Below are 16,016 nucleotides of genomic sequence, written 5' to 3'. Positions count from 1 at the left end.
CCCGTTCCGTGTGTTCTCTTATGGATTACACTCACCATTTGCCAGCTACACGATCCTTAACTGCCTGCGTTATCGTAGCTTCGTATGTTTTCTTGTCGAGTTGATTTAATTGACTCCTATATTCATTCCATGTGTTCTCGAAAATGGAAGGTGAGTCCATAATCATTTTGGGTAAATATTTCTTCTGGAGGTCTTCTGCCTTGGTGATAAAAATCTGTTCAGGAGAGCCCTGCTCCAGTGCAATAGACCAAGCAGGAGACCAAGGACGCTCATCCGGTGTGCTGAATAGTTCTGTGAATGTCTCCACACCATATTTCTCTAACAACAGCTTGTCACCGTCCGTGTAACTAAAGGTAGCCACTTCTGGTTGGTTGCCCGGTCCATAGGCGTTGCCATCCTCCAGCACGGAGTTATTCCCGTAACGAGGCCAGCTGTAATTAAAATAGTCAAAGCCGAATTTACGACTTAATTCCGGATCTTCATGTGCCTTGCGTTGGTCATCATTTTCAAAGTAAAAGCGGCCCTCATCATTCACACTATACGTCTCGTTCTCAATCCCCCATTGAACCAGAATCTGGTTTTCTTCCTTAAGCAAATTATCAAAATATTTAATAATTCGCACGGGATCTTTGGCATTTACGGTAATTCCGACACCATAGTTGTTCACAAAACCTGGCGGGTCCACATACTGGTCTTTGACACTGTCATCAAATACGATCGGTAGAGATACGTAACGTTTATCGTCTATACCAGCCTTCTTGAGATTGTTCGTTGCGTCTCCAACCTGCCAGGAGTAACTGAAATATCCCAGCACCCGACCGGATGTCAACTTGGCGAGATACTGATCCTGGTTCATTGTGAACGATTCTGGATCAAACATCCCCTGTGCGTTAACCTCGCTTAGCTTCTGAATCCATTGTTTCTGATAATCAGATCCGGCTACCAGTTTGGCTTCATGACTCTGCATATCCACCATCACACTGCCATCGTTTGGATAACCTGCGAGATGTATAGCTGGATTTAGCAGGGTGAAAAAGCTGCCCGATTCACCCGCAAGTGTAGCGAAGCCGATAGTTTCTTTTCCATCGATCTGCGGATGCTTTTGCTTGTATTGCTCAATCAAGTCAAAATATTCGTCCAGCGTTTTGATCTTGGGATAGTTAAACTCTTTTAACACAGCACGCTGAATATAGAAGCCGGTCTGAAAGTTAGGCTCTGACACATAACCGATGTTGGCAGTGTATGGCAAGAAATAGATCTTTCCATCCTCCTGTCTGAATTTGTCCATATAAGGCCCATATACCCGCTTAATGTTAGGCCCGTATTGATCGATCAGTTCATCCAGCGGGATAAAAGATCCTGCATCCATCAATTTAGCCATTTCACCACTGGAGTCGATGATGTCGGGGTAATCCCCACTCGCAATCATCACTCCTGCCTTGGTTGCACCGTCACCGACCAGATATTCCATCTTCCAGTCAACACCTGTTTGTTCCTGTAGCTTCTTGCCAATGGTCGTGCTGCTTGCCAGAATGTCCTTCTTGCCACCCCCAAACGTGAAATATTTAAAGGTGACCGGGGTGTTGTCATTACTGTCAGGATAAGAGGCTTCCGGGCTGGCTTTATTACACCCTGCCAGGGTTACAGCCAGTAAAATGGCCAGACCTGTTATAATGTTTTTTTTTCTAAACATGTAGTAAATGCCCCCTTGAAGTATTGTTTGTGTCTTTAAGCCTTCTCAATATATCAAGATAGCGCTTTCAAAGTTACCCATGAAAGTGTACCTCCTACTTTGAAAAGTATATCCCTCGTATTTAGTCACCTGGCATGGCTGATGGATCAAGTGGAAGCTTAATTTGGATACGCGTACCTTCTCCTTCCCATGTCTGGATGTCGAATGTAAAGTAATTTTTATAACAAAGTTTTAAGCGACTATACGCATTTTTCATGCCAACATGCTCTCCCATATCGGTGTTTTGATCCAGGTAACTTAGCAACTCTTCCAATTTTGCTTGTGACATCCCTATACCGTTATCCGTTAGTCTGATATGGAGCTTATCATTTTCCATTGAAACGAAGAGTTGAATGATACCTGCACCCGGAGATGACTCAATTCCATGAATACTTGCATTCTCAACAAAGGGAAGGATCACCATCTTGGGGATTCGGTACATCAGTACCGCTGGATCTGCCTCAATGGTATATTGGAGTTTTTCTCCAAAGCGGTATTTTTGAATTTGCAAAAAACTCTCGATGAGTTCCAATTCTTCCTTCACTGTCACATCATTCTGATTCCAACTAATCGACTTGCGAAACATCTTAGCCATGTTATGCACGATTTTGGCAGTCTCTTTCTCGCCTTTGATGAGGCTCCGCATACGTACCGACTCCAGGGTATTAAACAAAAAATGTGGGTTGATCTGACTATGAAGCGCATGAAGCTGTGCTTGCTGCTGCTTTAACTCCAGGTCTTTCTTTTGGATGTCAGCGAGATATACCTCATGAATCAGGTTATGGATCGTCTCGGTCATTCGATTAAATTCCATCGTGAGTTGACCTATTTCATCTCTTGCATCTTCAGGGGGAATCGTCTGGAAATTCTGTGTTTTTACTTTTTTCATATGTTTCAGAATGCGCACCAGCCTGACATGGATGGATCTGGACATAGCCGCAATGATAATAGAAGGCAGGACAAAATTAATACAAGCCAGCCATACGACGAAGGAACGGGACTTCCGCACCTCCTTCAACACAATTTCTTCATCCATCACTCCATGCAGGGACCACCCTTCCAGATAGTTAATACCTGTATACGTAATTTCAAAGGGAATCATTTTGTTCGGAAACTGGATCTCGCTGTAACGTTTCCCTGTCTGAGCTTCTTCTGCTGTAGGATCATTTGAAAATTGGATGTGTCCCCCCGGATCAAGAAGATACACTTTTCCATCAAATCCGCTGTTGTGAAAATACTGCTTGATCATATCCATATTCAGGTCAATTTTAAGTAACTGCTCTCTCCCCCCAGTGTCCAGATTGTCGAGCCTTTGAACCAGACTTAACATCTGATCCGATGAGATCAATGCCGGATAAGGGGCGGAGTATGCCTGAAATTGAACGTACCAGTCCGAGTTGCGGACATCGTCAGTTAAACGATCAATATAACCGGAAGATAAAATGGTAGAGTTATCGGTATACACTTGATACCAGCGAATTCCCTGATTCATTTGACCGGAGAATTGCCCTTTTAGATAGGAATTATAAGCGTCAATGTACTCAAAATGACTTTGAAATGAACGGGAGATGGTGTCATTGAATACAGGGTCAGTATATAACGAATAAGAGAGGCCGACGCCTTGATCAATGGTTACCCGCAGGTCATTCTTCAGATTGTTCAGTGCCATGCCGGCATCACGAGTTTTCTGACTGCGAATATTGGCGGATGTGACATTGTAGAACACCACATTGGTAACAACGATGGGGATAAACACGGACAGGACATACATCAGCAATAGCTTATCTCGAAGCTTCATGTAGTTCAGGTTCCATCTTGGCATTGTGCACCTCGCTGCTCATTTCCCATAAGGAGATTTCGATATTCTGTAGGCGATAACTTAACAAGTTTCTCAAACTGGGTTACAAAATAATCCGCATTCTGAAATCCTACGCGTGCAGCAACCTCGTACATTCTCAGATCCGTCTGGCGCAATAACTTCTTCGCCTCATGAATACGCAGGTTCAACAGATAGTCATTGAAATATTGATTGTAACTTTTGCGGAATAATCGCCCAAGATAAACGGGATTCATGTAGAAGAGTGCAGCAATGCTTTTGAGATTGATGTTCTCGGTATAATTTGCATCAATATATCGTTTGATCTTGCTGATATCTCCTTTGGATCGTTCCATCCGCAGATGAGAGACATAATCCTCGGCTTCCTCCAGCGCGGTGAGAAAAGCATTTTTCAATAGTCGTAAATTCCAACCTTCATGACTTTGTTGTGCCAGCTCCTTCAGCTGCTGCAACCCTTCATCATTACCACCCATTTCGTTGACTACAGCGAGAATACCCGTTATATAACGCAAAAGAGAACCCGATACAGCATGAGGAGAAAATCGATTCATATGAAACAATTTGAATTTCTCCTCTACAACCTTGTGATAAGCTGACCTATTCCCCTCTTCCAGGCTCAAGATTAAGTGATCCACCTCGTCCTGGTATACATTGAAAACAAACAGCGGTTTGTCCTTGATCTCCGTATAACGTACGACACCACCAGTTTCAGCATATTTATGCTTGGCTGCTTCTTCAGCCGCCATAAGGGATTGTGGGACATCACCAATTTCTTTGACGAGTGTTCCTGCGTAAAGACCGATATCCAGGTTAAACCTTTTGCTCAGTGTTATATGAATATTGTGCAGTTTATCCTGTAACGCCGGACCCCCTTGATGATGATCAGGCCACAACAGTAATAATGCAAACATGCCACGTTGTTGCTCACTGATGAACATTTTGCATAAATTACTCTCCAGAGAATGTACTGCTTCACGTAGCTGTTCAATGGTAATTTTAATTTCATCTAATCCGGTCTGAAGTTCAATCAAAGTCATGAGCAGACTGGAGTTACGATTGATCCCGATCATCTCGGCATATCGATGTTCATCTTCCTTCTGTACATGGCCTTTGATCACATCCTCCAGCATGATGTTACTGGCCTGTCCCTCAGCCAAAAGAATATGTTTTCTTTTATTGCAAATCAGATTAGCCGACTTCTGCAACGTCGCCGTCAGTTCTTCATCATCAATAGGCTTCAGGATATAGTCATGAACGCCGTACCGGATTGCCTGCTGTGCATATTTGAAGTCATGATAACCACTGATGATAATGAACACAGGTTCCAGATGTGGCACTTTCTCAACGGCACGTATCAGTTCCAATCCATCCAGGATTGGCATGCGGATATCTGTTATAATCACGTCTGGTTGCAGGCTTTCAATCAGATTTAATGCCTCTGCACCGTTCTCTGCCTCTCCGATAATCTCCATATTAAGATCCATCCAATCTATGAGTTCATACAGCCCCTTTCGTACATACATCTCGTCATCTACCAGTAATACTTTTAACATCCGTGTGTCCCCTCTCCTCCAACGAAAATAAACCGCCGGTAGCATCTCTCCCTATCGGCGGAATGAATCTAATATGGTGACTGTTGTAGTTCGATGATCGATCCATGACCAGTCCTTCCGAATGACAGAAGCGTTCAGATATCCATCCTTTTTTGCCATAGCCGAATTCTTGATCATAACGATTATAGGTCTGACAACCCCACCCGATGGTATCCATCATGTTAGGATGGTTACATTTTATAGGTTCACGTCTGCAATTTCATTGCACAAACGGCTATATTTATTGCGCGAAACGATAGGAGGTCATATATCTGATATGAATGAGACCTCAGAATACCTGTTTGATAAATCTTATTTGCATTGAGCAAAAACACGCCAACTTTTGCCTATATCTTATTTCAGCAAAAAAAAAGAGCGAATTCACCCGGCAATTTTGTCAGCCGGTATTCGCTCAGGTAATCGGTAAGTGCTTATTTATTATTCCATTTATCCCCTTTTAATTCAATCATGGCATTGGGGCCAGGGAAGGTTAATTCCATCTTTTGGTCCAGATAGGATAGGGTTACTCTTGATTCTGCAATAGAGCGAATTCTGGTATTGAACAGACGACCATTTTCCCATTCCAGATCTATTTCAAATCCGCCCCGAGCCCGAATACCATGAATATATCCTTTTGGCCACGCTGCCGGCAAAGCAGGTAACAATCTGATTACTTCGTTATGGCTCTGGAGAAGCATCTCTGCTATCCCTGCAGTACCTCCAAAGTTCCCATCAATTTGAAATGGAGGATGGTCACAAAACAGATTGGGTAACGTGGAGGAACGTAGAAGTTCCACGATGTTATCGTGTGCAAGTTCCGACTCCTCTAATCGTGCCCACATATTGAGAATCCACGCCCTGCTCCATCCTGTGTGTCCACCACCGTGTTCCAGTCTTCTGTCGAGTGTTACGCGAGCTGCCATCGCCAGATCAGGCGTTGATTGCAACGTAATTTGCGTTCCAGGATGCAAAGCGAATAAATGGGAAATATGTCTGTGGCCAGGTTCCAATTCATCATAATCGTTACTCCACTCTAGGATCTGGCCATGTTTGCCAATGGAGGTCTCCGGTATTTTGGTTAAAGCACTACGGAGTACTTCCCCGAATTCCTGATCTTCCTGCAATATCCGGGTACTTTCAATGCAACGCGTGAAGAGTTCTCTAATAATCTGATTGTCCATTGAAGCACCAAAACATAAAGCCCCCGACTCTCCATTATCTAATATATAGCGATTTTCCGGTGAGGACGAAGGACATATCACCCAATTGCCGGAAGGATCCTCTGTAAGATAATCCAGAATAAACATAGCCGCATCTTTCATCGTGGAGTAAACTTTTTTGAGAAATTGAACATCCTTATTGTATTCGTAGTGGTCCCATAGATGTAATGAAAGCCACGCTCCACCCATAGTCCAAAACGTCGATGTCATACATACATCCTGCGGAGCAGTGTCTGCCCAGATATCCGAATTGTGATGAGCAACGAACCCCTTGCATCCATACATGGTTCTAGCGGTTTCCTTTCCCCGGACTTGCAGTCGATCTATAAAATCAAACAATGGAATGTGACATTCAGACAGATTGCAGCTTTCTGCAGGCCAATAGTTCATCTGTGTATTAATATTAATCGTATATTTGCTATCCCATACAGGAAGCATGTCTTTATTCCATATCCCTTGAAGGTTTGCAGGTAAAGAACCTGGACGACTGCTTGAGATAAGCAGATAGCGACCAAATTGAAAGTATAGACTCAACAGTTCCGGATCATGCTTTCCAGCTCTAAGCCGCTCAAGGCGCTGATCGATTGAAAGTTCGGAACATATCACATCTTTATTTTCATCTTCGAGATGTATATCCATCTTTACGAATAAGGATTGATAGTCCGAGACATGATCGGTGAGCAGTTCGCTATATGGTTTTGCGGAAGCAGCTTCAATTCTTCGGAGGCACTCCGCTTCGAGTTGTTCCTTGGGTACTCGGAAATCCGTGCAAGCCGTGATTAGAATAGTTGCTGAATTACCATCCTTCAGAGAAAGCTGACCGCTTGAATAATGAACCTGCCCCCCTTCAGATATAAGGCGAATCGCACAACAAAATCGAATTCCTTCTTCTCCCCCACTTCTTCCTCGGATGATCAAGTCATTCGTTCCACGCTTCTCGATCCGGTCCAGATAGGATTGGAAACCAACAGGATGCTTAAGAATATCTGAATAGGATGTTGATTGCAGAACGGTTCCCCTGCCAAAAATAGTGGAGAAAGATAACTTTCCAGGTACGCTAGATTTGAGATGAGCAACGAGCACTTGATCCGGGTAGCTGGCAAAATAATCACGGCTGTAAATGGATTGATCTGCGGTATAATTCACGTTTACCTTGCCATGTTCCAGATCGAGATGTCTTTGATATTCATTCGGTTCATGTTCACTGTGGTCCATAGCGATATAGAAGTCCCCCAATGGCTCATAATGTCTTTGCCCGTCAGGAACACCTACCAGAGTATCTGCTGCGAGTTCTTCTGCTTCCCTAATCTTACCGTCAAAAATCAGGCTTCTGATCTGAGATAAAGATTCAAGTGCTTGAGGATTATTCCGCTGCATCGGACCACCATACCACAGACTATCTTCATTAAGCTGAATTCTCTCGATCTGTGTTTTGCCAAAAATCATGCCTCCAAGAGTTCCATTTCCGATAGGTAATGCCTCTTCCCATGTTCCAGCAGGTTGATTAAACCAGATATTTTTGGTCTTCACGTTAAAACCTCCAACGAATTATATTCCTCACATTTTTCTTGTTTAGTGTGTTCCGTTTGTATGTCCTTTCAGTGTACTGTAATCTCTTCAGCATCTAAATGAACAAAATTAACTTGAATTATCACAATCTTATCCCAGCATTAGAGGTATAATCCTAAATTCCGAAACGGACAGTACAAATTCTTGTTCTGGACAAGGAAGTATAGCTATTGGCAATAAAAAAAGCCGCTATAATTAGCGGCTCTGCTTCGTTCATTTGATTTAGCTTACGTGAAGCTTAAGTTATAAAATATTTCGCTCCATTTGTTGCATGAATTGCCTCAATATCAGCCGATCTTCCGAAGAAATGGATTGAAGTAGTTTCTCTTGCTGCTCTCTCCATTTATCCTCAACCGGTTTTTCTAATTCTTTCCCCTTATCGGTTAGAAAAATACGCATGATCCTTGCATCCTGTTCATCACGTTTGCGATATATAAATCCATTCTGCTCCAGTGATTTGACCATGTTTGTAACCGTTGGTGGTTCGCATTTCATATGTTCACTTAGTTGCATCTGTGTTACCCCATCACCCAACCACAGCCGATACAACAAATTATCTTGTCCTACATAGAGATTTAGTTCCCGGAGAGATTCACTATAGTTTCGACGCATTTGGGAGGAAATTCGATCTAAGGACTGTCGAATATCACAATCTACTGCATCTGTCATGAACGATCCCTCCCTAACATCCGAATTATATTTAGCAGACTAAATGTATCATGGGGATATTTAAGTGTCAATTCACCTTAGTGTCGTTATAAGGGCCTCTTCCTATCCAATTTTCACAACAAAGATTGCATTTTATCGTAAAGCTTATTTTTTGGCAAAACCTTGCTTGTTCAAATAGGTCATCATTTGCGGTTGAATACTTCTCTCGAGGTGATCTTGGATATGGTCACTCCATCCTTTTACTTTTTTTACGGTGAAAGGAGCTCTCGTCGGACGATTTTCATAATACTTCAGCATGGTCTCATCATAGATTGCTAATTTCTCTTGATCCATTGGTTGGTATTGATTATCAAGCAATATCATGGATTGAGGGAGCCGAGGTTTCAGTTCCGGCTTATCTCCAGCTGGATTACCGATACATAATCCCACCAGAGGGATAACATATTTTGGTAAATTCAATACGTCAGATAGTTCGCTAATATTGGCTCTGACCCCACCAATGAATACTCCGCCAAGTCCCAGCGATTCAGCCGCGGTTAACGCATTTTGTGCCATCAGGCCAGCATCGAATGAACCAATCAACAGAAATTCAATATATTCAATATCCACATCTGGAGCGATTTCATGATTTCGGTTGAAATCTGCACAGAAGATCCAGAATTCGGCCGCTTCTTCAATATAGGGTTGATCGACACAGAGATGTCTGAGTTTTTTTCGAAGTACTGGATCTGTGATGCGTATAATGGATACCGCCTGCAGAAGACTGAACGATGAAGTTTGATTTGCTGCCTGAAATATTGCATCTATTTGTTCCTCAGTTAGGGGTTGAGATGTGTAAGAACGAAACGATGTATGGTTATGAAGCAATTCGAGTGTGTTATTCATTAAAAAGCTCTCCTTTATTCGTTGATTCCATGTTCCTGCAATCCGTATTCGTAGGGAACGCCCATATTCTCGCGTAGTGTTTTTCCTTCATATTCCTTATGGAACAAACCGCGTTCCTGCAAGATAGGTACTACCTGATTCACAAAATCTGCAACGCCATCAAAAGATACATCGGGCACAACTGAGAATCCGTCACATGCTTCAGCCAAAAACCATTCTTCTAAGAAGTCAGCAACCTGTGTCGGGGTGCCTGCAACAACCGGATGATAGTTGATGACCCCGTGAGCGAGAACATCCCTTACAGAGAGTCCATCTTTTAATAACTTTAAAGCTCTCGGAGAACGGGGGTCCATGGGGTTGGCATAAGCATTTTTTAACAAGTCTGCCGCTAAAGGTTGATCTATATCTACTGAGTTTACCGACAATGGTAAACCAACCATGGATCCGAGGTAACTTACCCTGCTGGGGATTTCCTGAGGATTGAAGCTCATAAGCTGTTTCCGACGATCCAGAGCTTCTTCCTCCGTTGAAGCCAGAGAAAACATAAACCCTGCAAACATTTTGATATCATCGGGGTTTCGACCGAAACGGGCAGCACTTTGCCTTATGGCTTGTCTGTGTTCACGGGCAGACGTAATATCATAAGGATTGGCGTACACTCCGGAAGCATATTTCCCAGCTAATTCTAATCCTTCTCCTCCTCCCCCTGCCTGGAAAATCACTGGCTGCCCTTGCTCAGAGGGGGGAATGGGCAAAGGACCACGAGATGCATAATACTGACCCTGAAGGTTTATAGGCTGGATTTTGTCCATATCAGCAAATTCCCCTCCTTCTACATCTAACGTCCAAGCGTCTGGTTCCCAACTCCCCCACAAGGCCTGAACAATTTGTATGCTTTCATGTGCCTTGTCATAGCGTTCTTGGCGATTTTCAACCCGGGCACCGAAATTAGCCGCCGCTAGGGGGTCGGATGTGGTAACCGCATTCCAGCCCACACGTCCATGACTGATAACATCCAGTGCTTTGAACTGACGTGCAATGTTGTAGGGATAATTAAATGTTGTAGAGAGGGTAGCAACAAGCCCGATGTGTTGTGTCTCTCTTGCTACTGCCATAAGTGCCAACATGGGGTCCATAGGAAACATAGGCGTCTGTGGACCTAAATTATTGGATAATGCTGGAGTATCAGCAATGAAAATCATTTGAAATTTTCCTTGTTCAGCTAATTTAGCCCGTTCTACATAACTATCCATATTGGTGTAAGCTGCAGGATCCGTGCCAGGCATTCTCCATGCGCTAAATTCGGCTCCATAACCCGAAACCATCTGTAAAGCCAGTTGCATTTCACTTCTTTTTTTCATAACGATTTTCTCCTTCGTTCTGGAAAGGCACAATGTGTGCCCTTACTATAGCGCGAATATATTTAGCATGCTAAGTATATGGATGGATCCGATTTTGTTCCATTCAGGGAGGGTTATAGGTATTGACGTTCACCGGTCTGGGCTGATTTCTCGACGGCATCCAGTAACTGATGAAGTTTCACCGCATCCGCGAAAGTAGGTGCTAAGGTAGTGCCTTCTTGAATATCTTTGGCAAACTTGCGATAAGCCTGAGCCATGTTTAGAACAAATCCGGAGTCGTTATATAGAGAATTTGGAGCCGAGAAATAGACATCGGGAATGGTTAGTTCACGAAGCTCGTTGTCCGTAGATCCTGCACCGCGTAATTGGTGCGATCCGAATTGAATGGATGCAGGAGCGCTCAGCACAATTGTGCCGTTGTCTCCGAAGATTTCAAGTGTGAGTCCTGTCTGATGTTTAACTCCACCTTGAATATGGACACTGGCTGCTGCCCCATTAGTCAATTTTCCTGTAATCATGATCTGATCATCCGTTGTTTTCTTGATGACTTTCTGAATATCAACCAATTCAACTTCTGGAAACTGTTGAGCTGTGGTGGCAGACAATTCTGTAAAGTCCCCAAGCATGAAAGTGAAGGCATCCAGATTATGGCCCCCTACAATGGTCAGCAAGTTCCCTCCAACTTTCCGGTCATACAAGTACGCAGTCGACTTGTCACCTACGCCACCCATGCCATCTATAGCGATCTTCAGGTTGGCAGACAACACTTTACCCACATAACCGTCTGCCAATAAATCTTTTACGTATTGAACGGCCGGGGCTTGTCTAGCCTGTAATCCAATCGCATTTGGCAGTTGCGCGGACGCTACCCATTCCTGCATTTCAAGCGCTTCCTCTGTATTAGAACCCAGTGGCCATTCACAATAGATTGGTTTGCCAGCAGGAGCGATGGCTTTGACTGCATTATAATGTTCCTTGACGTTAATACTGACAACAACCATATCCACATCAGGGTGCTGAGCCAACTCCTCCATATTATCAAAGCCATGATCTGCCCGAAAAGCTTCTGCGCTTTTCTTTGCACTCACCATATTACTTGTCCCAACCGCTGTAAGCTCGAATTCATCCAAATGCTGAATAGCTGGAATATGTGTACCACTCGCCCACCCGTTATTAATGGATGCTCCTATGATACCTGTACGAATTTTTTTACTCATTGTTAAACATCTCCCTTGTTAATATTTACAGTATGATTGAATATTGATTTGTCTCCAGCCCTTATAAGTCACTCATTTCTATGATATATTTTATTTAGCTTGCTAACTATTCAATCGAGATAACATTATTATTCTTTCGCATTTTAGGTAAACTAAAATTGTTTTGGTGTTGACACCATCATAGGTGTATTTGTTTTGTTTGCAAAGAGGGCAATTTAAATGAACATAGTACATCTTTTTGTACCTTTGGATCAGGAGTGATATGAATGAGAGTTTGCAATGAAGGATTTGAACAAGAGTTTATAGATGGAAAAAGTGATATGTACGCCATAGCTTTTACTCAGAATGTCCTTTCTGGGCGTTGGAAATATTTCATTTTATGGTACCTAAAAGACGAAACACGTCGATATACGGATATCAAAAAATTCCTTGGAGATCTGTCTCAAGGCTCCCTCACAAAGCAGCTTAAAGAGTTGGAGAATGATGGTGTTATTCAACGTGATGTATATCCGGAAGTTCCTCCGCGAGTTGAGTATTCGTTAACAGACAAGGGAATGAAGTTACTACCGATCCTTGAAAAGATGGAGGACTTCGGCAAAGAATACGGCTAAGCAATTTAAACTAGGCTTCCATATTACATCTTTGTTAAAGGGGGGAGATATGTTTTTCTTCTTTTTTTTTCCCTTGCTTTTGGTACTGTTCTGACTATCGCCTCTTTCAGACTTCTCTTTATAGACAAATAAAGTTGCTATTGTAGCAACTTTATTAAAAGACATTTTTAGATTTCTTAAACATTTTCAGGCTCATAAATTCCGTAACCATTCTTGCCATTCTTTTTAATCTTGTACATGGCTCCATCCGCATGTCTCAGAAGTTCGGAAGGCTCCTGTCCATGCTTGGGAAATAGGCTGATACCAATACTCATCGAAAGGTTGATATAGTTTCCGGCAATTTTGAAATGGGTACTAAATGCAGCTTCCAATCTTTTGGCAATGACTTCAGCATCGTGATCATCTTTCAGATGGCTTAAAATGATGAATTCGTCCCCGCCAAGCCGAGCTACCGTGTCCGCACTTGGAATTGTTTCGCTTAATCGCTTTGCCATTTCCAGCAACACTTGATCGCCAACATGGTGTCCATATGTATCATTCACTTGTTTAAACCCATCAGCATCGACAAACATGACAGCTAGTTTGCTATGGTTTCTTTTGGCATTACTGATAGCCCAGGCAAGACGGTCATTATAAGCAAGACGATTAGGCAGACCTGTAAGTGGATCATGCAAAGACAAATGCTTGCTGATTTTTTCGGAGATTTTGATTTTGGCGTACTCCGTCTCCAGTTCTTTGATCAGATTTTTAAGTTTATATACCCTGGTATTGGTGTGTGTCATGTCAGTAATCTGAATGAGGGCATAACTCCGATCTTCATGATAGAGCGGTTCAACATGCATATTTTGTCTGAATAATTGTTCATCCTCTCCTTCATTAGGAAGAATGAATGCCTTATGTAACGCGCTTGAGCAAAATCTGCTCTGTCCATGATACAGCGCATTTTGCAAGATATTTAGATAGATATTTGACTTAAACCGCGGGCAGACCTCAAGCAGATTCAAGCCTAGTACCTCTTCTACATTCTTGCCAGTAAAGCGCTCCAACCAGGCATTCCACACAACAACTTTCAAATGCCTGTCCACGATCATTATTCCCATATGGGCTTTGTTCAAAGCTTGTGAAATAAGATTATCCATTGTCCGCCTCCAACAAAGCGTCCATTTTGGCCAGCAGGCTTGATATGGAGTTCATACTTAATGCTATGACAATGATACCTGTCACATCCGTATCGGCAAGTAAAAACGAGGTATGTAAAACCAGGACATAGACTTCATTCTGAAGCAATATTTGTTGATCGGAATTGGTGACATAGATCAGTTCAATATCAGGCAGGACGTATTCCAGTTTGATCTCCAGGAAATTACCGAATTCTCCAATAATGGCGTTAAGCAGGACATTGCTAACTTCCTTCAAAACGTCCAAATCCGTATCCATCAGGTTCGGATCGTTCGGTATAACGCTCTCACCCAGTTCTCCAAGACAGATGTTTGCCAATACTTTAGCCTGCTCAACAGGAAACATCAGAAATGCTTTTCCCTGAAATTCGTATCCAAACTGTAAGGATGACCTAAACAGGTGACCTTCACTAAAGAAAATGTTGTATCTTCGATCTCCAGGATCAACATCGGATATGGAGATTAGTTCCACTTCCGGAATATTCAAAACGATACGCTTGTCTACAATCTCTGACAACATGTTAGCCGCTTGTCCCACGTAAACGTTCACTAGTTCAGTAAGCAAATCCTTCTGTAAATCATTCAGCATGATAGGCCGCCTGAATCAGTTAAATCATGGTCGTTGCCTTCTCTGCGGTTAACGGTTTATTCAAAAAACCAGAAATGCCTAACATTTCAACTTCATCCCTAGTTGTCTTCTGAATATCTGCAGATAAGATAATAATTTTGACATTGCTATCCGTTTCTCGAATCATACGAAGCATTTCTTGTCCGTTCAAACCAGGCATCAGCAGGTCGGTGGTTATAAAATCAGGTTGAAATTCCTTAAATAGGTTGTATCCTTGCTCTCCATTGTTAGCAATCTGAATCTCACATTCTGGAATATGATCAACAATCAGCTTTGTAAGCAATTTCTGTACGAAAATGGAGTCTTCTACAATTAATACTTTCATTTTCTCTTCAGTCTCCTTGATAAAATGGTAAGAGCTCGGGATGGTCAGGCGCTGTGGACAGTTCTTGATATAGGGCTTTCGCGCGCAGTGGCACCCTGAAAAGAGACTGACAGGTGAATCAAGTAAATATAAATTATAGTAACTTTAATTTAATTGTCAACAACATTATTGAATAAGTTAGATTCGTGTGCAATTGACATACTACCGCCCGTCGTTAAAAAAACATAAAAAAAACGGTCACCTAGTGACCGTTTTGATCGGTTATCTGGAACTGCATTAAGTTTACTCTTTTACCCCTCCAAGCTGCAAGCCATGAACGAAATACTTCTGCAAAAATGGATATACGACTAAGATGGGTAATGCGGCAACAATCGTAATCGCTGCCCGAATAGATACAGGTGTGACCATGTTACGCGCAGCGCCAAGATCTGCACCATTGGCAACGGCTGCACTGCTGTTGGAATTCATAGAAGATGATAATAGTTTCATCAACTCATATTGCAGCGTGCTCAGGTTTTGTTTGGAAGATGCATACAAAAACGTATCAAACCAAGAGTTCCATTGACCGACTGCAATGAACAGTGCAACAGTAGCGAGAACAGGTTGGCACAGCGGTAGAATAATGGAAATGAATGTTCTGAAATCTCCAGCACCATCAATTTTGGCGGATTCGATCAATCCCTCGGGTAGTGTCTGGATATAGGTTCGAATAACAATCATATTAAAGGCACTGATCAGCCCAGGGATAATGTACACCAGGAAGTTGTTTAACAAATGCAAATCTTTCATTAGGAAGTAGGTTGGAATAAGACCTGCACTAAAATACATCGTAAGAACAACTGTAATGGTAATGGGCTTTCGTAATATATAATCTTTTCGGCTTAGTGTGTAAGCCAGCATGGAGGTTAAGAATAGACTTAAAACTGTCCCCAAAACCGTTCTCGCCACAGATATACCAAAGGCGCTGAAGATGGTCCCTCCTGCAAATACTGCTCTGTAGTTTTGATCTGTCCATACCCGAGGCCACAGATAAATCCCACCCCGGATGGTGTCATTACCGGCATTGAATGATACGGCGAGTGTATTCACAAACGGATACAGGGTAACAATCGCGATTGCGATCATCAGTATACCATTTAACGTATGGAAGACAATCGGTTCAAGCCGAGATTTATTGATTCCCATCTCTAGT

14 protein-coding genes are annotated in these 16,016 nt (G+C 42.7%); 1 reads left to right on the top strand and 13 read right to left on the bottom strand.

From position 1 onward, the window contains the following. Window positions 1-31: 31 nt before the first annotated feature. The 9 genes from AC4E8D_RS15615 to AC4E8D_RS15575 form a co-directional block, all read right to left on the bottom strand. The gene (locus tag AC4E8D_RS15615) at window positions 32-1,693 is read right to left on the bottom strand and encodes an ABC transporter substrate-binding protein (RefSeq protein WP_490206444.1); all 1,662 of its coding nucleotides are present in this window, start codon (window positions 1,691-1,693) and stop codon (window positions 32-34) included. Between the two features lie 121 nt (window positions 1,694-1,814). Then, on the bottom strand, window positions 1,815-3,530 hold the full coding sequence (locus AC4E8D_RS15610; protein WP_490206443.1) for a sensor histidine kinase: 1,716 nt from the start codon (window positions 3,528-3,530) through the stop codon (window positions 1,815-1,817). 5 nt (window positions 3,531-3,535) lie between these two features. Further along, window positions 3,536-5,122 carry a response regulator gene (locus AC4E8D_RS15605; protein ID WP_490206442.1) on the bottom strand — a complete coding sequence of 529 codons (1,587 nt, stop codon included), beginning with the start codon at window positions 5,120-5,122 and terminating at the stop codon, window positions 3,536-3,538. A 51-nt stretch (window positions 5,123-5,173) separates the two neighbouring features. Continuing rightward, window positions 5,174-5,299 (bottom strand): hypothetical protein, encoded by a 126-nt coding sequence (locus tag AC4E8D_RS15600; protein WP_490206441.1) that lies wholly within the window; start codon window positions 5,297-5,299, stop codon window positions 5,174-5,176. Window positions 5,300-5,592: 293 nt separating this feature from the next. Then, window positions 5,593-7,911: a glycoside hydrolase family 95 protein gene (locus AC4E8D_RS15595; RefSeq protein ID WP_490206440.1), complete on the bottom strand. Its 2,319-nt coding sequence runs from the start codon at window positions 7,909-7,911 to the stop codon at window positions 5,593-5,595. A 282-nt stretch (window positions 7,912-8,193) separates the two neighbouring features. Further along, entirely contained in the window at window positions 8,194-8,619 is a 426-nt protein-coding gene (locus AC4E8D_RS15590; RefSeq protein WP_221821121.1) for a MarR family winged helix-turn-helix transcriptional regulator, read from the bottom strand. Window positions 8,620-8,763: 144 nt separating this feature from the next. After that, the gene (nfsA, locus tag AC4E8D_RS15585) at window positions 8,764-9,504 is read right to left on the bottom strand and encodes an oxygen-insensitive NADPH nitroreductase (protein WP_221821120.1); all 741 of its coding nucleotides are present in this window, start codon (window positions 9,502-9,504) and stop codon (window positions 8,764-8,766) included. Window positions 9,505-9,518: 14 nt separating this feature from the next. Continuing rightward, entirely contained in the window at window positions 9,519-10,865 is a 1,347-nt protein-coding gene (locus AC4E8D_RS15580; RefSeq protein WP_221821118.1) for an NtaA/DmoA family FMN-dependent monooxygenase, read from the bottom strand. Between the two features lie 113 nt (window positions 10,866-10,978). Continuing rightward, window positions 10,979-12,082, bottom strand: a complete 1,104-nt coding sequence (locus AC4E8D_RS15575) for a Gfo/Idh/MocA family protein (protein ID WP_221821116.1) — start codon at window positions 12,080-12,082, stop codon at window positions 10,979-10,981. Between the two features lie 266 nt (window positions 12,083-12,348). Between AC4E8D_RS15575 and AC4E8D_RS15570 the strand changes: the two genes are divergently transcribed. Further along, complete coding sequence (locus AC4E8D_RS15570) at window positions 12,349-12,693, top strand: winged helix-turn-helix transcriptional regulator (RefSeq protein ID WP_074095086.1); 345 nt, start codon at window positions 12,349-12,351, stop codon at window positions 12,691-12,693. A gap of 176 nt (window positions 12,694-12,869) precedes the next feature. On the opposite strand, the gene AC4E8D_RS15565 is transcribed toward AC4E8D_RS15570, so the two are convergent. The 4 genes from AC4E8D_RS15565 to AC4E8D_RS15550 all read right to left on the bottom strand — a co-directional run bounded on the left by AC4E8D_RS15565 (window position 12,870) and on the right by AC4E8D_RS15550 (window position 16,009). Continuing rightward, the gene (locus AC4E8D_RS15565; RefSeq protein ID WP_221821114.1) at window positions 12,870-13,832 is read right to left on the bottom strand and encodes a sensor domain-containing diguanylate cyclase; all 963 of its coding nucleotides are present in this window, start codon (window positions 13,830-13,832) and stop codon (window positions 12,870-12,872) included. After that, window positions 13,825-14,460, bottom strand: coding sequence for a hypothetical protein (locus AC4E8D_RS15560; protein WP_017688455.1), 636 nt, complete (start codon window positions 14,458-14,460; stop codon window positions 13,825-13,827). The genes AC4E8D_RS15565 and AC4E8D_RS15560 overlap by 8 nt, the downstream gene beginning before the upstream one ends. A 19-nt stretch (window positions 14,461-14,479) precedes the next feature. Continuing rightward, window positions 14,480-14,824, bottom strand: coding sequence for a response regulator transcription factor (locus tag AC4E8D_RS15555; protein WP_490206439.1), 345 nt, complete (start codon window positions 14,822-14,824; stop codon window positions 14,480-14,482). 282 nt (window positions 14,825-15,106) lie between these two features. Further along, a complete protein-coding gene (locus tag AC4E8D_RS15550) occupies window positions 15,107-16,009 on the bottom strand; it encodes a carbohydrate ABC transporter permease (RefSeq protein ID WP_017688457.1) in 903 nt (300 codons plus the stop codon). Between the last annotated feature and the right edge of the window lie 7 nt (window positions 16,010-16,016).

Source organism: Paenibacillus sp. SRL342 (genome assembly GCF_984798905.1).
This window is presented reverse-complemented; position numbering and strand designations above follow the sequence as displayed.